This window comes from Microcoleus sp. CAWBG27 (assembly GCF_020883145.1).
Taxonomy (GTDB): Bacteria; Cyanobacteriota; Cyanobacteriia; order Cyanobacteriales; family Microcoleaceae; genus Microcoleus.
In genome coordinates, this window is the sequence record NZ_JAHREU010000003.1 from 226,460 (window position 1) to 252,159 (window position 25,700).

23 protein-coding genes and 1 pseudogene are annotated in these 25,700 nt (G+C 45.2%); 12 read left to right on the forward strand and 12 right to left on the reverse strand.

Features of this window, described 5'->3' with window-relative positions:
- A partial coding sequence (locus QZ938_RS03300) for a hypothetical protein (RefSeq protein ID WP_293347956.1) occupies positions 1-213 on the forward strand: 213 nt, incomplete at its 5' end.
- A 217-nt stretch (positions 214-430) separates the two neighbouring features.
- Here QZ938_RS03300 and QZ938_RS03305 read toward each other — a convergent pair.
- From QZ938_RS03305 to QZ938_RS03315, 3 genes are all read right to left on the reverse strand, one after another.
- Positions 431-832 carry a hypothetical protein gene (locus tag QZ938_RS03305; RefSeq protein ID WP_293347959.1) on the reverse strand — a complete coding sequence of 134 codons (402 nt, stop codon included), beginning with the start codon at positions 830-832 and terminating at the stop codon, positions 431-433.
- A 218-nt stretch (positions 833-1,050) separates the two neighbouring features.
- Positions 1,051-2,670 (reverse strand): serine hydrolase, encoded by a 1,620-nt coding sequence (locus tag QZ938_RS03310; RefSeq protein WP_293347962.1) that lies wholly within the window; start codon positions 2,668-2,670, stop codon positions 1,051-1,053.
- Between the two features lie 585 nt (positions 2,671-3,255).
- On the reverse strand, positions 3,256-4,182 hold the full coding sequence (locus QZ938_RS03315; protein WP_293347965.1) for an RNA methyltransferase: 927 nt from the start codon (positions 4,180-4,182) through the stop codon (positions 3,256-3,258).
- A gap of 198 nt (positions 4,183-4,380) precedes the next feature.
- On the opposite strand from QZ938_RS03315, the gene QZ938_RS03320 reads away from it, so the two are divergent.
- Both QZ938_RS03320 and QZ938_RS03325 read left to right on the forward strand, forming a co-directional pair.
- Positions 4,381-4,536 carry a DUF2256 domain-containing protein gene (locus tag QZ938_RS03320; RefSeq protein WP_106149998.1) on the forward strand — a complete coding sequence of 52 codons (156 nt, stop codon included), beginning with the start codon at positions 4,381-4,383 and terminating at the stop codon, positions 4,534-4,536.
- A 64-nt stretch (positions 4,537-4,600) separates the two neighbouring features.
- On the forward strand, positions 4,601-5,536 hold the full coding sequence (locus QZ938_RS03325) for an isoaspartyl peptidase/L-asparaginase (protein WP_293146540.1): 936 nt from the start codon (positions 4,601-4,603) through the stop codon (positions 5,534-5,536).
- Positions 5,537-5,764: 228 nt separating this feature from the next.
- On the opposite strand, the gene QZ938_RS03330 is transcribed toward QZ938_RS03325, so the two are convergent.
- On the reverse strand, positions 5,765-7,015 hold the full coding sequence (locus tag QZ938_RS03330) for a WD40 repeat domain-containing protein (RefSeq protein ID WP_293347968.1): 1,251 nt from the start codon (positions 7,013-7,015) through the stop codon (positions 5,765-5,767).
- A 197-nt stretch (positions 7,016-7,212) separates the two neighbouring features.
- Between QZ938_RS03330 and QZ938_RS03335 the strand changes: the two genes are divergently transcribed.
- The 6 genes from QZ938_RS03335 (at position 7,213) to QZ938_RS03360 (ending at position 11,553) form a co-directional block, all read left to right on the forward strand.
- Positions 7,213-7,791 carry a hypothetical protein gene (locus QZ938_RS03335; RefSeq protein WP_293347971.1) on the forward strand — a complete coding sequence of 193 codons (579 nt, stop codon included), beginning with the start codon at positions 7,213-7,215 and terminating at the stop codon, positions 7,789-7,791.
- Positions 7,792-7,832: 41 nt separating this feature from the next.
- Positions 7,833-8,570 carry a hypothetical protein gene (locus tag QZ938_RS03340; protein WP_293347974.1) on the forward strand — a complete coding sequence of 246 codons (738 nt, stop codon included), beginning with the start codon at positions 7,833-7,835 and terminating at the stop codon, positions 8,568-8,570.
- A gap of 43 nt (positions 8,571-8,613) precedes the next feature.
- Positions 8,614-8,874, forward strand: coding sequence for a tetratricopeptide repeat protein (locus QZ938_RS03345; RefSeq protein ID WP_293146552.1), 261 nt, complete (start codon positions 8,614-8,616; stop codon positions 8,872-8,874).
- Positions 8,875-8,934: 60 nt separating this feature from the next.
- A complete protein-coding gene (locus QZ938_RS03350; RefSeq protein ID WP_293347977.1) occupies positions 8,935-9,432 on the forward strand; it encodes a hypothetical protein in 498 nt (165 codons plus the stop codon).
- A 73-nt stretch (positions 9,433-9,505) separates the two neighbouring features.
- Positions 9,506-10,000, forward strand: coding sequence for a hypothetical protein (locus QZ938_RS03355; protein WP_293347980.1), 495 nt, complete (start codon positions 9,506-9,508; stop codon positions 9,998-10,000).
- Positions 10,001-10,842: 842 nt separating this feature from the next.
- Positions 10,843-11,553, forward strand: a complete 711-nt coding sequence (locus tag QZ938_RS03360; protein WP_293335419.1) for a hypothetical protein — start codon at positions 10,843-10,845, stop codon at positions 11,551-11,553.
- A 247-nt stretch (positions 11,554-11,800) separates the two neighbouring features.
- Here the strand turns inward: QZ938_RS03360 and glmU are convergent, their stop codons facing one another.
- Both glmU and QZ938_RS03370 read right to left on the reverse strand, forming a co-directional pair.
- Positions 11,801-13,198 carry a bifunctional UDP-N-acetylglucosamine diphosphorylase/glucosamine-1-phosphate N-acetyltransferase GlmU gene (glmU, locus tag QZ938_RS03365; RefSeq protein ID WP_293347983.1) on the reverse strand — a complete coding sequence of 466 codons (1,398 nt, stop codon included), beginning with the start codon at positions 13,196-13,198 and terminating at the stop codon, positions 11,801-11,803.
- Between the two features lie 12 nt (positions 13,199-13,210).
- Positions 13,211-13,501, reverse strand: a complete 291-nt coding sequence (locus tag QZ938_RS03370) for a hypothetical protein (protein WP_293347986.1) — start codon at positions 13,499-13,501, stop codon at positions 13,211-13,213.
- Between the two features lie 255 nt (positions 13,502-13,756).
- Between QZ938_RS03370 and QZ938_RS03375 the strand changes: the two genes are divergently transcribed.
- Positions 13,757-14,746: a hypothetical protein gene (locus QZ938_RS03375; RefSeq protein ID WP_293347989.1), complete on the forward strand. Its 990-nt coding sequence runs from the start codon at positions 13,757-13,759 to the stop codon at positions 14,744-14,746.
- Positions 14,747-15,088: 342 nt separating this feature from the next.
- The gene (locus QZ938_RS03380) at positions 15,089-15,913 is read left to right on the forward strand and encodes a sulfurtransferase (protein WP_293347992.1); all 825 of its coding nucleotides are present in this window, start codon (positions 15,089-15,091) and stop codon (positions 15,911-15,913) included.
- Positions 15,914-16,333: 420 nt separating this feature from the next.
- Here the strand turns inward: QZ938_RS03380 and QZ938_RS03385 are convergent, their stop codons facing one another.
- From QZ938_RS03385 to QZ938_RS03400, 4 genes are all read right to left on the reverse strand, one after another.
- Positions 16,334-17,806 carry an MBOAT family protein gene (locus tag QZ938_RS03385; protein WP_293347995.1) on the reverse strand — a complete coding sequence of 491 codons (1,473 nt, stop codon included), beginning with the start codon at positions 17,804-17,806 and terminating at the stop codon, positions 16,334-16,336.
- 370 nt (positions 17,807-18,176) lie between these two features.
- Complete coding sequence (locus QZ938_RS03390; protein WP_293347998.1) at positions 18,177-19,736, reverse strand: ATP-binding protein; 1,560 nt, start codon at positions 19,734-19,736, stop codon at positions 18,177-18,179.
- Positions 19,737-19,961: 225 nt separating this feature from the next.
- On the reverse strand, positions 19,962-20,975 hold the full coding sequence (locus QZ938_RS03395; RefSeq protein WP_293348001.1) for an ATP-binding SpoIIE family protein phosphatase: 1,014 nt from the start codon (positions 20,973-20,975) through the stop codon (positions 19,962-19,964).
- A gap of 315 nt (positions 20,976-21,290) precedes the next feature.
- Positions 21,291-21,689: an anti-sigma regulatory factor gene (locus tag QZ938_RS03400; protein ID WP_293146578.1), complete on the reverse strand. Its 399-nt coding sequence runs from the start codon at positions 21,687-21,689 to the stop codon at positions 21,291-21,293.
- A gap of 299 nt (positions 21,690-21,988) precedes the next feature.
- Between QZ938_RS03400 and QZ938_RS03405 the strand changes: the two are divergent.
- Positions 21,989-23,358: pseudogene (locus tag QZ938_RS03405) on the forward strand (IS4 family transposase).
- Positions 23,359-23,765: 407 nt separating this feature from the next.
- On the opposite strand, the gene QZ938_RS03410 reads toward QZ938_RS03405, so the two are convergent.
- Complete coding sequence (locus QZ938_RS03410; protein WP_293146581.1) at positions 23,766-24,140, reverse strand: STAS domain-containing protein; 375 nt, start codon at positions 24,138-24,140, stop codon at positions 23,766-23,768.
- 252 nt (positions 24,141-24,392) lie between these two features.
- Positions 24,393-25,262 (reverse strand): STAS domain-containing protein, encoded by an 870-nt coding sequence (locus tag QZ938_RS03415; protein ID WP_293146583.1) that lies wholly within the window; start codon positions 25,260-25,262, stop codon positions 24,393-24,395.
- Positions 25,263-25,700 lie beyond the last annotated feature (438 nt).

Here is a 25,700-nt window from a genome sequence, read left to right on the forward strand (position 1 = left end):
TACCTCAAATCAAAAAGGTACGTTGTTGCGATTCATCGCTCTTTCTTATATCAGGAGCAAAGAGCGCTGAAGCGCAACAACATACCTCAAATCAAAAAGGTACGTTGTTGCGATTCATCGCTCTTTCTTATATCAGGAGCAAAGAGCGCTGAAGCGCAACAACATACCTCAAATCAAAAAGGTACGTTGTTGCGATTCATCGCTCTTTCATAGATTAGGATAAAAGAGCGCTGAAGCGCAACTACATACCTCAAATCAAAAAGGTACGTTGTTGCGATTCATCGCTCTTTCATAGATTAGGAGCAAAGAGCGCTGAAGCGCAACTACATACCTCAAATCAAAAAGGTACGTTGTTGCGATTCATCGCTCTTTCATAGATTAGGATAAAAGAGCGCTGAAGCGCAACTACATACCTAGAAGAGTCCTAATGTTAAAATCGGCTTGAGCTACGAATGCGCCCGTTGTAATTGACTGTGATTCTGCCATGTTGGGAAACAGTCACAACTGTCTCAACTGTATAGACAGATGAACCGGGTTTGTAACCTTGAAAAGTAAATGTCCAAGTACCGTCACCATTGTCAACAAAAGGCGATTCGGCTGAAATCCCGTGCATCGATGCTTCGGCTCGATATTCGCCCAAACCGCCGTTAGCATTCTCTGCTGCTTGACGGGCTAAGTTTTTTGCTCGATTCAGTTCGATATTATTGGAAGTAATTGTAATATCCGTGAATTCACTTTGAGAAGAGCGCAGGGGATTGCTGAAGGCGGGGGAGACTCCCACGGCTAAGGTTGAGAGTGCTAGCAAACAAGCAAGTCGGGTGGTTAGTTTCATAATACAAACTCATTTATAGTTTGTAAACTCTACGTGACTTGCGGTAACATACCCGGAAGAGTAAAAAATTGTCTCAATAGTCTCGAAGTTACAGGTTTTTATGTTTGTAGTGAGGACTTCAGTCCTCGGATTTGGATGCGGACTGAAGTCCTCACTACGAACCTGGATTTGGATGCGGACTGAAGTCCTCACTACGAACCTATTTTAGGGTGAATCAATTAATTTTTGATTTTCACTTTGGAATCGGCTGGTGTTTCCCCGTCGTTCAAATAGCGGTAACTCATCTTAGAAATATCCCGAATCAATGTTTGAGCTGGCTTCTCGGTTTCCGGCGGATGCTTCACCATCACTGCTACTAAATAACGCTTGCCGTTTGGCAAATCCACCATCCCCGCATCGGCTAGCATTGTATTGATGTTGCCGGTTTTGTGAGCAATCACTGCTCCTTCGCCCAAGCCTCTCGGTAGCAAAGTATCGTTTTTGGTTTGGCGCATGATTTGCAAAATTCGATCGCGCGATTTGACAGAAACCAAATTTCCGCGATCGACTTGAGCTATAATATTTATCAAATCCTTCGGGCTGCTAGTATTCGTTCCCTCCAAATCTGGCAACTTATTTCGCAGCACCGTCGCCCTCAATCCCCAGTTGGCAAATTGCTGATTTAAAACCTCCGCACCTCCCAGCAACTCAACGAGCATATTTGTCGCCGTATTGTCGCTGACAACAATCATCTTTTTCGCAACTTCCAAGGCCGAATATTTTTCACCCGGTGCGTCGTCTTGCATATCGCCAGAGCCGCCGACAATGTGTTCCGGTTTCATCGTCAGCACTTGATCTAACTGGATTTTGCCCTCATCTACTGCTTGGAAAAAAGCTACTAAAATTGGCACTTTTATCGTGCTCGCTGAAGCAAAAGGAGCATCGCCGTTAAAATTTAGGTAGCTTCCTGTATCTAAATCAACTAGAAATATTCCCGCTGTCAAAGTGGCATTTTCTGTTGCTATCACCTGAACTTGTGTTTTCAAAGCTGCCATTTCTTGATTCAATTGCAATGCTTCTGGGGTGGCGGTGGCGGCAACTGCGCTATCGGCTGGCTTTGTCTCGCCTGCGGGGGTTTCCTGTGTCGCTACGCCCGATCGACTCACAGCATTCACCACTGACAGCAGCGTACCGCAAATCACCGCCATCCCAACTCCCAAAATCAGCAACCGAGTAGCATATACCAACGGCGGCACGTTCCGAGTTGCAGAGCGTTTGCCCGGTCTCTGATTCGCTTGCGGGCGCGGTTTCGGCACGGGGGCTTTTTTGAGCTTGGGGGCTGTTACCGGGTCTGGAATGCTCTCTGGTGGGGCGCTGGCTCGGCTTTTACGGGGTGGGGGGGGAGTTGTTGTTTCGGGTTCGCTGATGGGATTGCTGGCGGGAGTGCTGACAGGGGAATTCGGTTCGGGAAACTCGAACATATCGACAGCAGCGAGGCCTTTTTTGCGAGGTTGGCGACTCTTCGCCTCCCCAATTTTGGTGGTTTTGGTGGTTCTGGGTTTTCTGGGATTAATTGCTGATTGGGGATTGGACAAAAAGTCCTGCGCGCTCAATTCTTCGGAGGTAGGTGCGGGAGAATTGGCTCTACTTCTCTTGCTGCGGGTTGGTTGTGGTGATAAAGTCGCAGTTTCTGATGGGGGAATTTCGGAATTGCTATTTGGCGGTTGGGGAGGGCGGCGACGGCTGGATTTGCCAGACTCGCTTGAAGCGCCGGATTGAGGCGGCTGCGGGCCGGAGTTGGCAGAGGCTATCGAGGACATCACTGATAATATCGATCGTTTGGGAAACCGCTCTGCCACGTCTTACTCCTTCTGCACTGTAAATTTCAAGTTTAAGATTTTTTAGCTTAACAGATACATTTAACCCGGCAAATCCAGGACTAAGCCTGATACTACCGTGTATGGCAAGACAGAAAAAGCTGCAAGCTCTCCTGTCAAGGAGGTATCTCTCAAAGCTTTCAACAAGATATTGAAAGCGCCATTTGAATTTCTGTCCACACTTTGAACGGGTTTTTGATGTGTATTCTTCCGTTATGCCTACTACAAAACTGCCATATTTAACAGCAGCTTGATGCTTCAACATTTGCTGGAAATGATAATGACTCTAAGTGACCATGGTCTTAGCTGTTTTAGTCGCTAAAGCATTTTTTTTCTCAGTCTACACTACCAGCTTTTACCTAATTATTCAAGAAGTTTCTAGAAAATCATTTACTTTGTATCAACAGCCAATCACTTTTAGATTTTAGATTTTAGATTTACCGGAAATCTGGGTCGAAACTGCGCGTTTGAGATCGCGATCGCACTTTATGTCAAGAATACCCATTAAATCAGCAAATTTATCTCTAAACAATCTGCGATCGGCAATCTGAAAATCTCAAATTGCTACTACTCTGACTTAATGTCGCCTGGATTTTCCGGCAACGCCCCATCCAGAGTATCAGAAACTGGCGATCGCGCGTAACTTTTTATTGCCCATTCTGTTTGACGAATTACGCCCCGCAGCATGGCGACTTCATCCACCGTGGGATAAGCACGATTGTACAAACGCCGAAATTTTTCCAGCCGGCTTGCTGCTGTGTGCGGCTGCAAATATCCAATTTTCAGCAGCAGCCCTTCTAGTTGCTGGTAGTATCCCTCCAACTGTTCCAACGGAGCACTGTTGGGGGGATGAGTGGGAGATTGGGGAATTGGTCGATCGACCTGACTGTTTTCTGATAAATTATCCGTTACATCCGTTACATCCGTTACATCTTGTACAGTGCTCGTTGCCGAACTTCTATCCGCTACATCCCGCACATTGCTCGTTGCCGAACTTTCTTCCCGGTACAATTCATAGCAGCAAATAGCTACAGCTTGGGCGAGATTTAACGAAGTATAAGCATCGCTGCTGGGAATCCGAATTAAGCGCTGGGCGCGGTTTAATTCGGCGTTAGTCAATCCACAATCTTCTCGACCAAAAATTAAGGCGCTGGGGGCTTCTAGCAACCAAGGTAAAGCATCTGCGGGTGATTCTAGCGGCATTGGGTGCGATCGACAATCATCTCCTGTAGTTGCGATCGCCCTGACACATCCTACCAAAGCAGCCGGCAAACTCTCAACTACTGTCGCCGTTTCCAGTATGTCGGCGGCGCGCACAGCCATCAACCGAGCTTCTTCCCCTAAATAATCGCACTGGGGATTTACCAAAATTAATTGGTGCAAACCCATATTTTTCATCACGCGGGCCACAGAGCCCACATTCAACGGCCCTGCGGGTTCGACTAAGACGATTCGGATGTTGGCATTGGGCATGGGGCATTGGGCATGGGGCATTGGGCATTGGGAAGAAGGCAAAACAGGGCATTGGGAAGAAGGCAAAACAGGGCATTGGGCATTGGTAATTGACTATTAGAAAAATCACTAACAAGTAACCATTCCCGATTCCCGATTCCCGATTCCCGATTCCCGATGCCCGATTACCTCACCTAATTGATAAAGGCTATAGTTAATCTAACTACTGTCAAAATTAGCATGGCTAAGCAGCGAGCGAAATCTGATTTACCGACTAAGATGTGTCCGGTGTGCGATCGACCTTTTACCTGGCGCAAAAAATGGGCTGACTGCTGGGATGAAGTCAAATACTGCTCGGATCGCTGTCGCCGCCGCCGCAATAGCACAGAAAATTAAGAATGTCTTGCCATTTGCCAAACTGAGGCTAAGATTGCAAAGGAAAAATTTCACGGTTATAAGTATGGCATCGCAACAGGTGCAACCAAAGCTAGTTATTCACGGCGGTGCCGGTAGTTGTCTGCAAAGCAAGGGCGGAATTGAAGCGGTGCGGAAGTCGCTTTACGATGTTTTGGAGGCAGTGTATCCGCTGCTGAAAAATGGCGCAAGTGCCGTAGATGCAGTAGTGCAGGGCTGTCGGTTGTTGGAAGATGACCCGCGATTTAATGCGGGTACGGGTTCTGTGGTACAGTCGGACGGGCAAATTCGGATGAGTGCTTCGCTGATGGACGGTTTGGCGCAGCGTTTCAGCGGCACAATTAATGTGGCTCGCGTTCAAAATCCGATCGAACTTGCTCAATTTTTGCAGACTTCGGACGATCGCGTACTCTCAGATTACGGCGCGGCAGAATTGCTGCGAGAACTTCAGTTGCCAATTTACGATCCGATGACGGATTTGCGCTTGCACGAGTGGATGCAGGAACGCCAAGGTAATTTTAACAAAGCAATGGCTACTGTGGTGGCGGAACCTGCGGGTGTTGGCACGATCGGAGTTGTAGCTTTGGATACTCAGGGACGCTTAGCTGCTGGAACTTCGACTGGCGGCAAGGGTTTTGAGCGCATCGGGCGCGTTAGCGACTCAGCAATGCCTGCGGGAAATTACGCGACTGGGAATGCGGCGGTTAGCTGTACTGGTATCGGCGAGCACATCATGGATGAGTGTTTGGCGGCCCGAATTGTGATTCGGGTAACGGATGGTTTGAGTTTGAAAGCTGCTTTTGAGCGTTCTTTTGCGGAAGCTGACGATCGCAAACGAGATTTTGGTGCGATCGGGATTGATGCTAATGGTGCGATCGCGATCGGCAAAACTAGCGAGATCATTCTCGGTGCTTTTCACAACGGTACGGAAATGGGCAATACTTTGGAAGCAAACAAGGGAACGTTAGTTTTTGTTGCTTAGAAAAGACGTTTGATTTTCGGTATTAGTTTGTAGTGCGGACTGAAGTCCGCAGTATTTGGGATTTTGCGGACTGAAGTCCGCACTACGAACAGATTAGTTTGTAGTGCGGACTGAAGTCCGCAGTATTTGGGATTTTGCGGACTGAAGTCCGCACTACGAACCGTCCGTTTTTGTCCTTAGCAGGATTTGCTAGTTTTAATAATTTAGCAATAATTATTGAGATTAATATTATATTCGCAACTGCCAAACTTTAACTGTACCATTATCGCTACCGCTGACTAGAGTTTCGCCCAACTGCCCGATCGCCACCGCCGACACCGGGCCCGAATGTCCCTCCAAAGCGTGCAGCAATTCGCCGCGCAAATTCCAAAGCCTAACAGTACCGTCAAAACAGCCCACAGCAAAATATTTCCCGTCGGGGCTAATGGTGGCGGCGGAAGTGATGCGAATTCCGGTTTGCACCGAATGCAATAATTCGCCTGTTTCCAAATTCCACAGGGCGATCGTTTTGTTGGCATGACAGACTAGAATTTGGCTGTCTGGAGTAATTGCTACATAATTTTCGCTACCAAATGTTCGCCGCACTTCTCCCCCCGGTAATTCCCACAAAGTGACTGTAGCGCGACAGAAACCGCTGGTTGCATTCAGCCCGCTGGCTATTAACATTTTGCCGTTGGGACTCAGGGCGATCGCACTTATGTCATCTCCTTGATAGCCTTTCAAAACTTGCAGCAGTTGGCCGCTGTTGAGGTGTTGCAGCTTGACAGTGCCGCAGGTGGTGCCGATCGCCAAAATTTGCCAGTCGGGACTCACAGCCACAGATTCGTGGCGGTGTACGTCTGCTAAACGCTTCATCTGTTCCCCATTTTGCAGGTTCCACAGTTTGACTGTACCCGCGCGCGATCGCGTTAGCAGCGTTTTGCTAGCAGGGCTGAAAGCAACTAGCAACACAGGGGTTGAATGTCCGCAAATAGTCCGCAGCAGTTCCCCGCTGTGTAAACTCCAAACTTTCACTGTACTGTCGTGAGAACCGGTTGCTAGTAATTGTCCGTCGGGACTGATCGCAGCCGAGAGAATGCTGTCTGAATGCTGGAGAGTGGCTTTTAAGACTGCGCCGGATGAGGTTTTCGGTTGTTTTTTATACCCGGCTATTACCAGCCAGTCGATCGCGTCTCTCCAATTTTTGAGTGCATTTCGGGGCCGCTTTGTCAATATTTCTATGTATCGGTACAAAGTTTTGGATAAGTCAACCTCTACACCCTTAATTTGTTTGTTCAAAAGTACCGCCATCTCAGCGGGGCTGTAACCGCACAGCAAGCCGCACAAGTGCCTTTTTTCCACGGGTGTCAGCCCTCTTCGGGTGTGGGGCGCGAATTCTAGTTTGGCGTTGGCTAAGTCGCTGTAAAGCTTTTCGATGTCCCAGTCGTAAATTGCCCGTACAAACGGTTCTTCGGGTCGATCGAGGTTTGAGGGTATCATTTGTGGCAGTCGCGATCGAGTTCCTAGTCAAAATCCTAACCAAAATCCTAACATTCGCTGTGCGCGATCGGACTGCTTTCACCACTAATCTATTTTTAACACAGCAAACAGCCAAAAGAGTTTCGGGTTGAAAATGCGTTTCAATCCTTACCTTTACAGTTTGCCAAACAACTATACATCAAGCGGAGAAATAGAAAATGTCTGGAATTGCGATCGGCTTATTTTTTGCTCTAGGTTTAGTTTTAAGTGTTGTTGGTAATATCTGGGGATTAACTCAAGCTTTTCGAGAAGAATATCTTTGGGGAGTGCTTTACTTGCTGGTTCCATTTGCTGGATTATTTTTTTATATAAAGAATTGGAGCAATCCAAAAATCAGAAAGACATTTTTCATGCAGCTTGTTGTAGTGCCAATGTATTTATTTGCAGGCTTCCAGTTCGTTTCAAGTCTTGCAAGTTCTTTTGGACCAATGCTTGGTATGGTACAGCCTGGAGCTAGCGAGCAATCACCCTCTTCTTTTCCTTCTGATTTCAACGCTGGTGCATCACCAAGTCAAGAGCAATCTCCTGCTTCTGAGCCTAGTTTTGGTACTGTTGGCGGTCAACAATACGACTTCAATCAATCGATGCAGCTTGGGAAAATAGCCTATGCGAAGGGAGATTATCAAACAGCTTTAATCAATTTTAACAGAGCTGTACAAGCGAATCCCGGCGATGCTGAAGCCCTCAAGGGTGTTGCGGATACCAAAAAGGCGATCGCCGGCAGCCAAACTAAATAATCCACGTTCACATTCTCTTGAAATTCATTCTACATAAAATCATGAAACAAACAGCAGACAAACTAGAATTCGTAGAAATGTTCGCATTTTGGATGGGGCTATTTGTTGGGGGGAGTTTTTTATTAGTCGGCGTATTTGGAGGTTTGTCTTCTGGCAGTTTTTTCCTTTATTTATTTGCTGTCGTTGGTTTGCTGATAGTGATATTTGTAGAAATTGAGACCATTGCATTTGACAAAAATCTCGGTCATATGACTATCAAGCGGCATAAACCACTCATTGGCAAAAAGAAACTGATCAAACACCTGCTTCAAGATATTTCAGGTGTGGAAATACAGGAGATGTCGAGCAGTGAGAGCAATACCTATCGTGTATGTCTGGTGTTGAACTCAGGTAAGCGACGTGTTCCTCTAACTTCTAGCTTCAGCACTGGTGTAGGAAGCAAGCACAAAACAGCCGAAGTCATTGCGACATTCTTGAATATCACCAATTACGGTATTGATGGCTTTCCTACCGAAAACTCTAACGAACTTAAATGGGAGACTATAGAAGAGGAAATTGCCCACTGGAAAACAGCAATTAAAAGTGATGCTAATGATGCTGATGCTCGCATGAAATTGGGATTAGCTTTGATTAGTCAAGACAAAATAAACAATAAAGAACAAGCAATGGGCTATCTCAAAGAGGCCGAGGCTTTGTTCAAAGCTCAAGGCTATGACGAGGAAGCTATGCAGGCTGCTCAACTGTACGGCGTGGTTTATTGGGGAATGCTGGGAAAGTGAGGTTCATCTTATCAAGATTGATGCACTTAGACTCAACAAACCGATGTTTCCCCACCCACCAGCAACTCAAGAATCATCTCCGGGTACTCAGCCATCTCCTCGATTTGATGCAGCATCTGTACCCGGTAACAAAGATGAATTCAAAAAATCAATGAAACTTGGCTATGTCTGCTACGCACAGAGAGACTATCAAACGGCTTTAATCAATTTTAACAGAGCTTTGCAGGTGCTTCCGGACGATGCTTGTGCTGTCCAGGCTGTTGACAATACCAAAATGGCGATCGTCGGCCGCCGGACTAAATAATCCGTGGATTATAAATTAGTAATTCACATTATTTTCCAACAATAATAACAGGATAAATTCATGAATGTTCTCAAACAAACACCAACCCAACTAATAATTCAAACTTCTAGAATCTGGAATGGATTGCTATTGATTTCTCCTTTTGTCGCAATCGGATTCTTGCAGATTATCTTTGCCTGCAATTGGATAGGGGGAGGCATATTTTTGTTATTCTCCCTGTGTTTGTTGGACGGCGCGATATCTGAAATCTATATCTTTGATAAAACTTTGGGGAAAATGACCGTTAAACGACGGGGTTTGTCGCTTAATCATGTTGCCGAACGATCAATTCGCGATATTTGTGCGGTGGAATTAGAGGAAATAGGAGATAGCGAAGGAAATTATAGCTACTATGTTGAGTTATTAATGTTGGGTTGCGATCGCATTTGTTTGAGAAGCAATTCAGTAACAGAACAATGCCAAATGGCTGACTTAATCCGCAGCTATGTTTTGACTAGCTACGATCGCACTGAAGCAATATCTTTGCCAAGCAAGTGCACCGGAGGCCTTGTCAAATAATCTGTGCATGATAGAATGGAAACAACACAAAAATAAGCAATTCAATTTTTTGTACCATCAAAAGGATGAATTCATGAAAAAACTCAAGGGAACACCATATAATGAATTAAAAATTGAACGTTCTAACATCTGGCTGGATTTATTGTCTAGCTTGCCCTTAATTGTCGTTGGTTTGTGGCTATTTTTTGCGCCAAAAAATACAACTCTCAGTTGCCAGAGAATAGAATCTAAACAAGGCAATTGTCAACTAAAAGAATCAACCTTGTTGGGTTCTACTACTGAAGAAATATCTCTGGATGATTTACTGGGAGCCACAGTTATTACAGGTAAGAAGGATGGCGGCAGAGTTGTACTTTTAACCAAATCGGGCAGAATTTCGTTTACGAGTTACAACACTCGTTGGGGCGATAAAAATTATATTGCTAACGAAATCAATAATTTTGTTGCAAATGCCGATCGCAAATCGTTGAATCTAAGTCAAGACGATCGCTGGTTTGGATGGATATTTGGAAGTATATTTGTGCTGGGTGGGGTATTGAAATATGTTTGGAAACGCGAAGAATTATAATCTATAGATTTGATAGAACTTTCGGCAAAATGACTGTTGAATAACGGGTGGGCGGGTGAATAATTTTACCCAATACTTTTATTCCGAGATTTATGAGTAGAAGTAGGCACAGGAAAATATAAAAATTAAGGTATTCGCTACTATAGCATTTATCAGAAAGATGAGGTATGACTGACAGGCTATATAACCACTAAGCGTATAGGGGCTGAAGCCCAACAACGTACCTCATCTTTCTAAACACCGTTATACTTTAACAGCAGCAAGCAAAAACAACAAATAATAGCTGACTTGATTTGTAGCTACTTGGACAAGCGATCGCACTAAATGAATGCACCTGCGACTTTAAGTACGCGCGGCGTAGCTATCCCTCTGGGCTGAATCGCCCAAATCAATAATTAACGATACTTAGGTAGGCGCCAATAAACTTTACATTCTGTTACATTATAAAGTTTTCTTCATTTTTGTTTGCCATTACTTCCTGTACGATCGCGCTAGAAAGCTAACGTTTGACTCCCAATGAGATAATTAATATATTTTTACGATTCATCTCCTTAGATCGCGGAAAGCTCTCTCAAACGCAGCCGCAGCTTAACTCGCGACACTTGTTGTCGGTCAGAAATTTTAGTGCTAGCCTATTAGCAAGATAAAAAGGGTTATTCCATAGGATCGCTTCCAATAATATATAAGTTAACAATTTGACCTAGCCTGGTCGGGAAGTCGATCTGTAACATCAGTTTTGGAGTTAAAGGGTGAAGTAAATGAAAATAATTAAGCACACGGCAACTGAACTAATAATTCAGACCAAAAGCATATTGGATTTTTGGTTCCCTAGTTGTTTATTAATGACATTTGGACTGATCGGGCTGACTTTTGACTATCATGCAGCAACTTTGATCTGCCAGCGATCGCAGGAAAAACAAGGAAATTGCCAGTTGGTGCGATCGCACTTACTGGGATCGAACATCCAAGAAATTCATCTTGCTGCTTTGCAGGGAGCAAAAGTAGAAAGATTTGGAGCCAAAAGCAGAGTTGTACTTGTGACGAATGTTGGCGATGTTCCTTTGAGTGCTAACTCGACTAACTGGGGGAATAAAGAGGCTGTTGCTTCCGACATCAATTTTTATCTGAAAAATGCAAAATCTCGCTTGCTGCGCTTAAGCCAAGACGATCGCTGGTTGGGATGGACAGGAGGCATATTTTTGCTCGCAGGAGTCGGAGTCATCGCCTTGGGAAATAAAGAAACCTACAGCTTCGATGGAACTTCCAACACCTTGACTGTTAAACGGCGGGGTTTGTTGGCTCGTAAAGTAATTAAACGCTCTCTGTTCGAGATTTATGGGGTGGAAGTCGATCGCACGAGAGATCGGGATCATGATGTTTGGTACCAAGTTAGACTGTTAGTTTCTGGAGGAGATCGCATATCCCTTCCCCACACTATGAACCCTTACAAGCAAGTAGAAATCGCCAAAGCGATTAACAACTACCTCCACGCGCGATCGCACGAAAGTATTTGTAGTGATGATTGCAGTCAGAGTGAAAATTCTGTCGCCTAAAGTCCTCACTACAAACCTGGTTCTTTTTGCGGACTAAAGTCCTCACTACAAACCTAGTTTTTTTTGCGGACTAAAGTCCTCACTACAAACCTAGTTCTTTTTGCGGACTAAAGTCCTCACTACAAACCTGTCTTCACTACAAACCTAGTTATTTTTGCGGACTAAAGTCCTCACTACAAACCTAGTTTTTTTTGCGGACTAAAGTCCTCACTACAAACCTAGTTCTTTTTGCGGACTAAAGTCCTCACTACAAACCTAGTTCTTTGTTTCGATCTTTCAATTTCCAACCTGGTTTGATAACTTGGCGCGATCGCGCAATTACTAAACAATCGTCCGGCACATCTTCCGTTACCGCAGAACCTGCGGCCACAGTCACATCTTCCCCCACAGTTATCGGTGCAACTAGCACGCTGTTTGCACCGATTTTAGTGCGATCGCCTATTTGAGTTTTGTGCTTATTTTTGCCGTCGTAATTGGCGGTAATTGTCCCTGCACCGATGTTGACTTTTTCTCCCAAAGTCGCGTCGCCTAAATAAGACAAGTGAGCGACATTAGTTCGATCGCCAATTTGAGTATTTTTCAATTCTACAAAATTGCCGACGCGACAGTTTGCGCCTATTTGTGCGTGTCCCCGCAAGTGTGCGTAGGGCCCAATTCGTGAATTTTCCGACACCGTACTGTCCGAAATTACCGAATAAAGCACAGTCACGTTTTCTTTGATTTGACTGTTTTCAATCAAACTACCGGGCCCGATGCGACTTCCAGAGGCGATCGAAGTTTTACCCCGCAAGTGAGTTTGCGGTTCAATTACCACATCCGGCTGCAACTCTACGGTATCGTCGATCGTGATGCTGTTGGGATCGATCAGCGTCACGCCCGCTTTCATCCACTTATCCTTTACCCGGGCTTGCAAAATATCGGAAGCTGTGGCTAAATGTTTGCGATCGTTAATTCCCAAGATTTCTTGATAATCTTCAACATCCACCGCCATCACGGGAGAGAGAATGCTTACCGTATCAGTGAGGTAATATTCTTTTTGGTCATTGTCTGCTTTTAAATCTGGCAAAATTTTCTCTAAATGCGGCCAGTGAAAACAATAAACACCTGCATTGATTCGCTGGTTTTTCTTTTGAGCTGTTGTACAGTCGCGATCTTCGACAATTTGCTGGACAAAGTTTTGACTGTCAGTAAATACTCGCCCGTATCCTTGAGGATTCGGCAAATTAGCTGTCAATATAGTAGCAGAGTTTTTGTGCTGTTGGTGAATTGCCATCAATTGTTTGATAGTTTCTGCCCTCAGCAAAGGTACATCCCCATTTAATACCAGCAAATCTCCTTGGAATCCCTGTAAGTGAGGCAGCAATTGCTGGATGGCGTGACCGGTTCCCAATTGTTCGGTTTGTTCGACAAATTCTAGGGGAGGAAAATCAGGATTTTCCGGTATTTCTTGACTTTCCATCAGCGATTGTTTAACGAGTTCACCTCGATAACCGACTATGACAAGTCGCCGGGAAATTTCAATTTCTTGACAACTTTGGAGGACTCGTTCAACTAGCGATCGACCACCCAATTCGTGGAGAACTTTGGGCAAGTCAGATTTCATGCGCGTGCCGCGTCCAGCAGCTAAAATTGCTATTGCTATCATTGTGCGATCGAGCTATTTGCTATAAAAACTAGAATATTGACTAAATGATGATATCACTCGCTGTCCGTCGATGGCACTGCGATCGCACAATTTTTTAATCTCCAATCTCGAATCCGGGCGTACTGCGTCTTTTTCCAGCCGGATGTCCGTTTGAGGCGCTACGGTTGTGGTATCTGGAGTTGCGCGCCCGATATCAAATTTCTGAGGACTGAAGTCCTCACTACGAACCTGAGTTCGGTTCGTAGTAAGGACTTCAGTCCTTCCCCAAGAGATGGGACGGAGACAGAGAGAAATTATTTGCATCTTTGATCTGGGATTTACCGAGATAGATTATACTGTTCGTTGAATTTCAGTTATGGTGTTTTCAACTCAAAAAAACTATTAGTTCCTTCTTCCGACTTCCTTCTTCCGACTTCCTTCTTCCGACTTCCATCGGACTGAATCCGTTACATCCGTTACATCCGCTACAGAATCCGTTGCCGAACTTCCTTCTTCCTTCTTCCTTCTTCCTTCTTCCTTCTTCCTTCTTCCTTTCTTTCTGCAATCAGGTGTCCAGCTATGACAGAGCTTAATTTTCAGGAACTTGCCAAGCAGGGAAATCCACAGGCGATCGCATCTTGGCTCAACAGCCAGTTGCCATCTGAAGGGATCGCAGCCTCCGCGAATCTCAACGGCGACTGTTTGGATGTAATTCTGGAGGCAGAGCAACTACCGATAGAAGATACATTAGTTGATTTTGTCCGTGAAAAACTGACGGATTTGCAGCCGAATTCGATTCGCAAAGTGAAGGTTGAGGGGCGAGAAAGCGGTGAGATTGGGGCTGCTTGGAGTCAAGAGTTTAGTTTGGAGAGCAGCATTTTGGAACCACAAAGCTTTGCAGGAGAATCAGTGCCAAATCTTGCTGTTGCTAATATGGACGATCGCACAGAAAGAGAGAGTACAGATATGGATGAGGAGAAATCGCCGGAATTGGCTGCATTTGAGAACCGATTGCGATCGACTTTCATAGTTGTCGGGCTGGTAACGGGTATTTTGGCGATCGCCGTGGTGGCATTTGTCAGTAAGATGTTAAACGAGCCGCCAGCAACTGCTCTGAAGAATCCAGATGAAACTACTGCCAATGTAGCAACTGTACCGGATACCTTTCGAGAAGCCGTTAACAGTGCAGTCAAAGCAGCAGAGTTAGGGCGATCGGCAAAAACGAAGGAAGATTGGACGATCGTTGCCGATCGCTGGCAAGAAGCGGTATCGTTGATGAGAAGAGTACCCGTGTCCAGCACCAACCACGAACTAGCTCAGACAAAAGTAATCGAGTATCAAAAATATCTGCTTTACGCTCAAGAATCAGCAGTAAATCCACCTCCCCTAGAGCCAACTCCCGCAACAGCGGTAAAACCTAATCCTAAGAAAGCTAATTCCGAAAAAGCAGAACCGGATAAAGCAACTTCTAAGAAAGCCAATCCCGAAAAAGAAAGCTCCGAAAAACCTAATCCTAAGAAAGCTAATTCCGAAAAAGCAGAACCGGATAAAGCAACTCCTTCTCGATAAATTAGTCATGGAACGAAAGGTACGTAGTTGCGCTTGAGCGCTCTTACATATATATAACAAAGAGCGCTGAAGCGCAACTACATACCTAAAAATTAGCCTAGATCTTCCAAAAAGCCGAACCGGAGAACGAAAGGTACGTTGTTGCGCTTGGGCGCTCTTTCCTATATATCTCAAAGAGCGCTGAAGCGCAACTACATACCTAAGAATTAGCCTAGCTCTAGCGCTATTTCTTATATATCTCAAAGAGCGCTTAAGCGCAACTACATACCTAAGAATTAGCCTAGATATTCTGCGGGTATTTATGAAGTACCGAGAGATGTCCTATCACAAATTTGAATAGTTATGAATGACAACAATTTAATCGTTTCCCCTGAATGGTTGGCCGCCAATACCGAAAATCCGCAAGTGGTAATTGTGGACTGTCGATTTGCTCTCGCCGATCGAAAATTGGGACAAAAACAATATCAAGAAAGTCACATTCCCGGATCTTTCTATTTAGATTTAAACGAAGATCTGGCGAGTGTAGTTGGCACCCACGGCGGCAGACACCCGCTGCCCAATATTGCAGAATTAGCTAAGAAATTCAGCGCTATCGGCATTAATTCATCAGAAACTTTAGTCGTGGCTTATGACGATTCGCGACTGGCATTTGCATCTCGTTTGTGGTGGCTGCTGCGATACATGGGACACAGCAAAGTCGCTTTGTTAGACGGCGGTTTCAGCGCTTGGAAAGCGGCGGGATATCCGGTAACAGATACTTGGACAAAACCTCGCGCGGGTAAATTTGTAGTGCAATTGCAGCCAGATATGGCGGTAGATATCGAGGCTGTAAAAGAGCGAAAAGACTTGCCGGAGACAGTTTTGGTTGATTCGCGAGAAAGTGAGAGATACGAGGGTTTGCGGGAGCCGATAGACCCTATTGCAGGCCACATTCCGGGTGCTGTCAACTACCCTTGGCAAGGAGTGACCGAGGAAACTGGAAAAGTGCGATCGAACTCCGAACAAAAACAGCGGTGGACGGAATTAGAAAAAGCCGAAGAAATCATCGTTTATTGCGGTTCCGGCGTAACAGCTTGCGTAAATTTACTATCCTTAGAAATCGCCGGAATTCCCGCTGCTAAACTCTATGTCGGTAGCTGGAGTGACTGGTGTTCCTATCAGTTGTAGAGTGCATATCAAAGCACCAATAATATCAAATCCGATTGCATCATCTTCTATTCATCTCTATCTTCTCTATCTTCTCTCTCTGCGCCCTCTGCGCCCTCTGCGGTTAAATAATTCCGATACAACCGGAAACGATAAAAGTTAGTCGTAGGGTGCATCGCTCAAAAATAGTTGCAAGCAGCCAGAGTTTTTCGTAGCGACGCACCCTACCCAATCGTGGATTATAAAGGGGTTTTCTGACCCGGATTTGGTATAAGAAATAAACGGGGTTTTTAACTTGAACTTGGTATTATAGCAAATCCGATTTGACAACCTCCCTTTATCTTCTGACTCTTCTTTCTTCTTTCTTCTTTCTTCGCGTTCTTCGCGTCTTCGCGGTTCAATCATCAAGGGGGATATGTTACCCAGATTTAGTATCATACCCTAAAAATCGAAATAAATATAAGGTAAACCGCCTTCCGGCGCCAACACCCAAACCGCATACAAACAAAGCGGCACTAACACCAATTTCACTGGCCAATTCAACTCCAACTTCAAACCCCGGCTCAAAATATAATTCCCCAGCATAGCAACAGCCACAGCAGCCAACATCCAAGTTAAATGTATTCTTTCCAAGCCCAAAGCTTCCACATAAACTTTATGCGAAAACTGCACATCAGCAGGATGCCCCCACAAATGCGAAATAGCCCATCCCGAATTCTTTAAATCGGGAAGCCGGAAAAATATCCAACTACCAAAAACCATCGCCTGAGTTAACAGCCAACCGATCGCCATTCCGATCGGATTTTCCCACAAAAAGTCGATCCGCAACTTCTTAAAAGTCACATCCGTCACCCGGTGCACCGCCAAAGCCAAACCGTGCAAACCCCCCCACACTATGAATCCCCAAGCTGCACCGTGCCAAATTCCCGCAATTAACATGACGAGAGACAAATTGAAACAAGTGCGCCACAAACCAACGCGCGAACCTCCCAAGGGAAAATACAAATAATTCCGCAGCCAATCCCCCAAAGTCATGTGCCAGCGCCGCCAAAAATCAGCGATGCTCGTACTAAAATAAGGAAAATCAAAATTTGGTGGCAAGTACCAACCCAGCAGCAAAGCAGTACCGCGCGCCATGTCAACGTAGCCGCTAAAATCGAGATAAAGTTGCAGCCCGTAAGCAAAAATCGCCAGCCACAAATCCTCGCTACCAGCGCGCTGCAAGTTGGTAAAACTTAAATCGACATAAATTCCCAAGTTGTCGGCGAAAAGACCTTTTTTGACTGCACCAAAGGCGATCGTCCAAAGGGCCTCAGAAATGCGATCGGGCGTCGGAAATTTCTGGGATTTGAGTTGATATATCAAGTTATGATAGCGAGTAATGGGCCCGGAAATCAGTTTCGCAAAAAACAACTTGTAAGCAGCAAAGTGCAGCAGCGAAGTAGCAGCCGGCGCGCCTCGGTACACGTCAATCAAATAAGCAATGCATTCAAAGCAAAAGAAACTCAATCCCAGGGGTGCGATGACGTGAGTTTTTACCCAGTTAGCACCGTCGAGAGCAACAGGCCAATTTAACAAAGTGCCGATCGAATTCAAGAAAAAAGGTACATACTTAAAACCCAGCAGCAGCAAAACATTCAGCCCTATTCCCAGCCACAGTACCAACAAGCGCCGGCGATTCCAAGATTCATTAGCAATCCGCCAATCCAAAGGTTCCCCAATCGCCATCGCCAAGCAGTAATTAAACACAACACCGACTAACAGCAGAGGAATGTACCAAATTTGCAGCGAAGCGTAAAAAATCAGACTTCCCGCCAGCATGACAAACAGCCGCCACCACCGCAGGGGAACCAACCAGTAAGCCGCGAACAAAACTAACAAAAACAGGGCATATTGAAGGGAAATGAAAGTCATGCGATTTTAGATTTTGGATTTGGGATTTTAGATTGCAGAAGTGGGAAGGGCTGATTCTGTATGTGGGTTGGGAGCGCGAGGCTACTGTTTCATTGTTTTTTAAATCGACACTGAAGCTAATACTAACTATTAAAATTTGTTTGCACTAGGCGATCGATGCCAGCGGTGCGCCGCTACTGGAAAAATCGTTTTTTGAGAGATTGTGAATGGCGGCACACCCTACGGTTACTACTGAGAACGCATACATTTTACAGCATAAGGGTTCGTAGTACGGACTTCAGTCCGCTCTGCTGCTGCGGAATGGGAGAGCGCACTACAAACCATGTTTGTTATCCTAATCGATCGATCGCGATATCCACACCTCGAAACTTTACCATCGTTGGCGGTGCACGTCACAGTACAATGGATTTCTGCCCGCAAGTCTTTCACCAAATAGCGAAAAACTCTTTTGCTCCTTCACGATCGCAACTTTTGGTGCGAAATCGCGCGCAGCCGATCGCAAATTCTCGATCGCCCGCCCTGTTTCCTCTGGTTGAGATGCCGAGATTTTCGCAGATACTTCTGACTCTCCAGCATAGGCGATCGGCAAATTCACCAAAAAAGTCGAACCCACCCCGGGCGAACTTTCTATTTCAATACTCCCCCCCAGAAATTCCGCCATTTTTCTACACAGAGACAATCCCAATCCCGTGCCTTTCACCCCCTTCTGCAAGTGATTTTCCACTTGGACAAATTCTTCAAAAATCCGCGTTTGGTCGGCAGTTGGAATTCCTATACCCGTATCAGCCACTGAAAAAGTAACCATTCCCCCCTTTCCCATTTCGGCGGCAACTCTGACTTCTCCCGCTTCGGTAAATTTCAGCGCATTAGAAATCAGATTCCGCAAAATCTGAGAAACTTTTCCCTCATCCGTAGTAAGAGTTGGCACTTCCAAAGGCACTTCAAAAATGAGACTGACGGGCGAGTTTTGCGGTAGCAAGGGGCGCATCATTCCGCGCAGCGCACTGAACAAATCTTCGACTTCAAAATCAGCCACGCGAACCGTTACTTTTCCGGCTTCCACCTTAGCTAAATCTAACGAATCATCAACAAGTTCTGCCAGAGATTCGGCAGATTTGCGAATAAAATTTAATTGCTTGTCTTGTTCCGGCGAAAGTTCTCCGTCGATGCGATTTAACAAGATTTCGGAAATACTGAGAATTGTCGTTAGCGGAGTGCGAAACTCGTGGCTCATGTTGGAGAGAAAGCTGGTTTTGAGTTCGCCCTCTCGCTGGAGAGATTCGGCTTTATCGTTCAATTCGGCATAAAGTGCGACGACTCCGCGATTCGTATCTTCTAGTTCTTGATTTAACTGTACGAGTTCTTCTTGACGCTGGCGGAGTTCGTCTAAAGTACGCAGCAATTCTTGATTTTGCTGCTGAATTTCCGCATAGGGATCTTCAGGAATTTGGCGGGCTAGTTTATCAAGTAATTTGTTTAGTTCGATCGCACTCAGCGCAGGCATCTGCTTAGAAAACTGCTTGATTAATTGTACAGCCGTCCCGCGATCGCGCGCCGAATCGATTTGCACCTCATCCATCAACCGTTTGGCTGCTGCTAAACCGAGGCCAGCACCAGTTTGCGATCGAAAATTGGGGCCCAAAACCTGAGCTAAATCAGCAATTCCCGGCCCGCTATCAGAAATCCGAGTCCGAAAAACCTGTGGCGATTCCCCTTCCACAAAAAATTCTACCTTACCACCACCTGCATATTTAAAAGCATTGCGAGCAATTTCGGAAACTGCTGTCGCGATGCGGGTTTGTGTTTGGGAATCGAATCCCAACAATGCGCCAATTTGGCGAGCTCTTTGACGTACTTGTACGATGTCTTGTTCAAAGCGGACTTCCGTTGTCAGAATTGGGTAAATCATGCCTTTTTCGCATTGAAGCATTGGGGATTGTCGATCGGGAAATCACTCATGACGATCGTGATTTATAGTTAGCCTACAGTTTCACGCTTGTTAGCAAATATTCTCAAGCTGCTTGTCTTACCAGAAAGAATTGGTTGAAAGCCTCTGGCTTTGAGGGAGAAATTAAAATCAGACTATTCATTACTTCAATTCTCGGACTTAATGGTAGAGGTCGCTCTTAAACTGTCAACTGTCAACTGTCAACTGTCAACTGTTGAACTTGGCTACTACAACTGTCATGTCATCGCGAGTGCGTTTAAAGTCTCGGTAGAGTACGGCTGCAATTAAAGCCGGATGTCTCGCAGCCAAACCCGGGTAGCGGTTTAAATCCCACTGTGCCGCCAAACCATCGGAGTGCATAATTAACAAGGAATGGGACGACCAAGGATAGACAAATTCTGCTACTTTACGCATCATGTGTCCCACAGTGCCGTTGTAGGAAACCATGCTGCGGGCTTGGTTATCTGTGAACACTACACCAGTAATGTTGCCAACTCCGGCAAAACAGATGGTTTTTTGAGTACGATCGATCTGGGCGATCGCAGCAGCCGCTCCTCTGGTATTTTTTAAAGCAGCGTGAGCCTTCTCTAAAATAGCTTTCGGCCCGAGTTTAGCGTTTTCCTCAAAAACTCGCACAGCTTCCTGAGACGCTTCCTCAGCCAAAACCCCGTAGCCAAGCCCATCAGCAACTAAAATCAGATTTTTGTTCAGATGATTTTGCGTTGCCCAGGAATCGCCACAAATTTGCTCTCCTACTTTGGGCAAGCGAACAACCCCAAATTCCAAATAATTGCTGTTTTCCGAAGCTTCCGCCCGATTCTGGGTAGGGGAGAGTCGCATTAACAAAGCAGTCCCCAGTTTCGGTACAGAATGAATATCAAAAAAACTAGAAAGGCGTTGAATCGCGCCGAGTCCGGTTCCCAGAGTTCCCGCAGTCGAAAAACCATCCCGCAAACACTGACCGACATTTGCCATACCCGGCCCCCGGTCTAGCGCTACTATTTGAATGCTATATCCTGCCGCTGTTTGTACGGTTTGCAGCAAAATTTCTCCTTCGCGGGCGTGTTTGACAACGTTTTTTGCTGCTTCGGCGATCGCAATTGCAACTTTACCGCGATCGGTCTCATTAAATCCAACTTCGGCCGCGAGGGCGACTGCAATTCGTCGCGCTTCTCCGACTTGACTTTCTTCTGTTACGGGTAAGGCTAGGACATTTATCATTATTTGTCTAGTTCTAATCTCAAGCTAGTGCACATTTCAAAAGTAATTAGTTGTTAATTGTTAATTGTTAGTTGTTAGTTGTTATTTGTTAGTTGTTAGTTGTTACTGACTTCAGAAAACTAATTTCTGAGAATATTTCTAGTTACCCAACCTAAAACTCGGAGAAACCCAGTTTCTTGCCCATCATCAATCGTTTCAAAAACCGACAACTGTCAACTGTCAACTGTCAACTGTCAACTGTCAACTGTCAACTGTTGAACCCCTCTCCCCCAACTGTCAACTGTCAACTATCAACTGTCAACTGTTGAACCCCTCTCATCTCCAACGGACGATCGCAATTTTAGTCCCCTTACCCACCTTAGAAACAATCTCAAACTCGTGCATCAACCGCTTAGAACCGCTGAGCCCCAAACCCAAACCACGATCGGAAGTATAACCATCAGTCATCGCCAATTCAATGTCTGGAATTCCCGGGCCCTTGTCTTCAAATATCAGCCGCAGCCCTTTGCGAGTACCTAATTGAAGCATTTCTAGAGTTACAGTTCCCCCCTTGCCGTAGTCTACAGTATTGCGGGCGAGTTCGCTGGCTGCGGTAACAATTTTCGTTTGGTCTACCAAGCCGAATCCCATTGCTACAGCCCAGGTTCGCACTTGCTGTCGGACGTGGACTATATCGGAGGACGATCGAATTTCTAGTGTCTCACGTTTTGACATGGCGGCTACTCTAGTTAAAATAGAACTTCTCCAGAAAACATAGAAGTGACACTCCTCACGCGAGTTCCTTGTAATAAATCTTCACAGTATCAAAAACTTATTTACCAGAAAGAATTAGTTGAAAGCCTCTCCTTTTAAGGAGAAATTAAAATCATATCATGTCCGGTTGATTGCTATCACAAAAACTGTTTGTAGTGCGGACTTCAGTCAAATGGCACTGAAAAAGTGACCAAAAAAAAATCTGTAAGGCAAGATATACATAGATAATTGCCTTACAAACCAAAATATGTCTTTCCATTATGTCAAATCGTGCGTCCATTCTCAAACAACAATTTTTGCAAAGCGTTGCCTCACCTTGGGAAAAGCTGCTGCCAGATGCCTTAATCCAAGAGCTTCTAGCGAAAGAGAAGATCACCTACTACCAAAGCATCTACACACCATCCGTCACCCTGTGGGCGATGGTATCCCAGGTACTAGATCCCGACAAAAGTTTGAGTCAAGCCGTGAAGCGGATGAGTACGTGGCTGAGTGCAGCCGGAGCCAAGCCTCCTTCTTCTGACACAGGGGCATATAGTAAAGCTCGTAAACGACTACCAGAACAACTTGTTCAACAGTTAGTACCCATAGTCGCAGAGGCCTTAGAAAAAGAAGGGAGCATAGAAAAACAATGGTGTGGACGACGAGTGCGAGTATTAGATGGGACAACAGTATTGATGAGTGATACGGATGAAAATCAAGCCGAGTATCCGCAACACAGCAATCAAAAACCAGGATGTGGATTTCCCATTGCGAAAATGGTGGTAATGTTTTCATTACTAACTGGGGCTGTGGTATCCGCTGGCATAGCATCCTTGGCGGTGAGTGAGATTGTGATGAGCCGTTTGATTTATGGAAATTTAGTCCCCGAGGATGTAGTATTAGCAGATCAAGCTTACGGTAATTATGTCGATTTAGTTTTAGTAAAACAGCAAGGAGCCGACGCTGTTTTTCGTAAAAATCATCTCCGCAAAACAGACTTTAGACGGGGCAAAAAGTTAGGAATAGGCGACCATAAAGTTGTCTGGAATAAGCCTCAACAGCGTCCCAACCACATGACCAATGAGGAATTCGAGGCATTGCCGTCTAGTTTCATTGTCCGAGAAGTATGCTTGCGAATTAAGCACCGTGGTTTTAGAGATGAGCGGATAATTGTAGTCACAACATTGGTGGATGCACTGCGCGGTACACTGTCAAAAAATTGACTGCTTTATATGGATTACGTTGGTCAGCAGCCGAAGTCAATTTACGCTATCTCAAAACCACGTTAAAAATGGAGATGTTAACAGCTAAAACTCCGGTGATGGTGAGAAAAGAAATCTGGACACACTTATTAGCTTACAATTTATTACGTACCATTATGTGGCAGGCTGTATCTTCATCAGAAAATACAGTTTTTCAACTCTCATTCCAATCAACTAGGCAACAGTTTAATCTGTTATTGACGCTGTTGGCAACTACAGGAAAACGCCAACAGCGACAATGGCGTCAATTACTTTTGGAACAGGTGGCAACTAATTTACTTACGATTCGACCTGGGCGTTCTGAGCCCAGAGTTTTAAAACGAAGGCCGAAACCGTATTCTCGAATGCAGGAACCTCGCTCTGTCTTGAAAGCTAAACTACGAAGGTGATTAAGCCTTTTTCAGTGCCATTCGACTTCAGTCCGCTTTATTCTGCGGACTGAAGTCCGCACTACAAACCTTACTTATACCAATTTAATGGGTCGTTGCACATATCTCGATCCCCCTAAATTCCCCTCCCGGGGGACTTTGAGGAGAAATCTTGTTCCTCCCTTAGTAGGGGCCGTGCCAAGAGTGTCCGCCCTCAAGGCGCCGGGGGGATCGGAATTCTATGCAGCCTCATAAAAAATTGGTATTATTGGTCAATCGAGCAGACATAATATCAGATAATTCATTACTCTAATTGTCTTCCTTCTGGGTAGAGGTTGTTGTCAACTGTCAAGGATTAACTTTCAACTGAAAAACAAACCTATTTTTTAATGCCCTATATCTAAATCACCGGACAATTCATCGATTATTTACACCTCTGAATCAGACAAACCCAAGGATTTCCGCAATAAATTCATCCCCTTCTCAACGCTTAAAGCTGTCCGAACTCCTGTCAAAGAAAGCCCCAATTCAACCAGCGTAATCGCCACCGCCGGCTGCATCCCCACCACAACCGTTTCTGCATCTAAAAATCGCGACATTGTAGCGATATTATTGAGAATGCGACCGATAAAAGAATCTACGATTTCCAGGGAAGAGATTTCTATTAAAACTCCTTTGACTCCAGTTTTTACTATACGGTTTGTCAGGTCGTCTTGCAAAGTCATTGCCAAGCGATCGTGCATATCTACTTGGATTGTGACTAGCAGAAATTCTCCCATTTGCAGGATAGGAATCCGTTCCATAAATTCACCTCTATTTGAGTTTTGAATCAAATATTTTTTTACGCATAAACACAATATAGCGGTTATCAATGTAAGTCACAGAGCAATTACCAATTACAAATTACCAATTACAAATTACCAAATGCCCAATGCCCTGTTTGGCCTTCTTCCCAATGCCCTGTTTGGCCAATGCCCTGTTTGGCCAATTCCCTGTTTGCCCAATTCCCAATGACCTGTTTGCCCAATGCCCTGTTTGGCCAATTCCCATTTTTTTTATCTTTCCTCTTTAATATTTTTAATAGTTAAACCTTGGCGTTGCAAAGCTACTTTAAAAGCATCTGCCAAAGTCGCTTTGGTCAGAATATCCTGCAAATCAACTCCCAAATGAACGATGGTTTGAGCGATTTGCGGGCGAATGCCGCTGATGATGCACTCAGTACCCATCAAACGGGCGGCGGCTACAGTTTTCAATAAATGTTGAGCGACTAAAGTATCAACAGTCGGCACCCCTGTAATATCTAAAATTGCAAATTCTGAGCCTGTTTCCATGATTTCTTGCAACAGAGTTTCCATAACTATTTGAGTGCGGGCGCTGTCAAGAGTTCCAATCATGGGTAAAGCGAGAATACCTTGCCAAAGTTTGACTACAGGTGTTGACAATTCGAGCATTTCTTGCTGCTGGCGTTCGATGACTTCTTCGCGGGCTTTGAGAAAGATTTCTGTCACCCACAGACCGAGCTGGTCTAATAAGCTGGTGGAAAGCCAAAGTTGTTCGACAAGTGCGTCGCGGTTTTGTGTCAATTCGCGACAAAGCCGATCGAACAATGGCTTTTTGAAGCATAAGATAAAACTGGCTATCTCCGATGGGGTAAAGCCCCTCTGAACGCGCGATCGCGAAACTTCGGCCAGCAGCAGCCGCATATTTTCCCACTCTGGTGTCTGGATGTCGCTCAAGTTACCGTGTCCCACAGCTATTTGGAGCAATTGCAGGAACTCTTGACACTCCGATCGCAATTCCTTCGCTCTCATCAAGTCGTCCCGCCGCAGCCCGGTGTTTTGCAGTTCTTTGAGCCAGTCTGCTAGTAACTCAGCTTTGTTTTTTTCGAGGATTTCCGCGATCGTGTGATTGCTTGTGAGTTCCATTAAAATTATCTCCTGCTTAGCAATTTGGATAAAATTGTACGAGCGATCGCACTCTTGGTATTTTGGATGGCGTAACTTCTGAGTTTAGCTCACTGTTTGCTGTTTGCGATCGGGGGTTTGAAACCGTAACTTAATTTATGGACAAAGCTACCCATCCTTCACTATTTGGGTAGCTTTGTCCGCAACTCGGGCGATCGCACGAGACTATTGGCCCCTGGTTCAATTTGTTTTTGCCCCCGTGGTATTGGATTACAGATGCGGGCGTCTTGCGTCAGAGGAATCTGCGTTTGCAATCATTATAATTTTTTTACCGTATCCGCTCAATAATTCGGGGTAGGAGAGAAAAAAGTAAGCAGAGTAAAAAAAGTGTTATAAAATAGGATACATGACGCCAAAGACTATTTCACAAGACAAATCATCCTACAATATACTACTGCA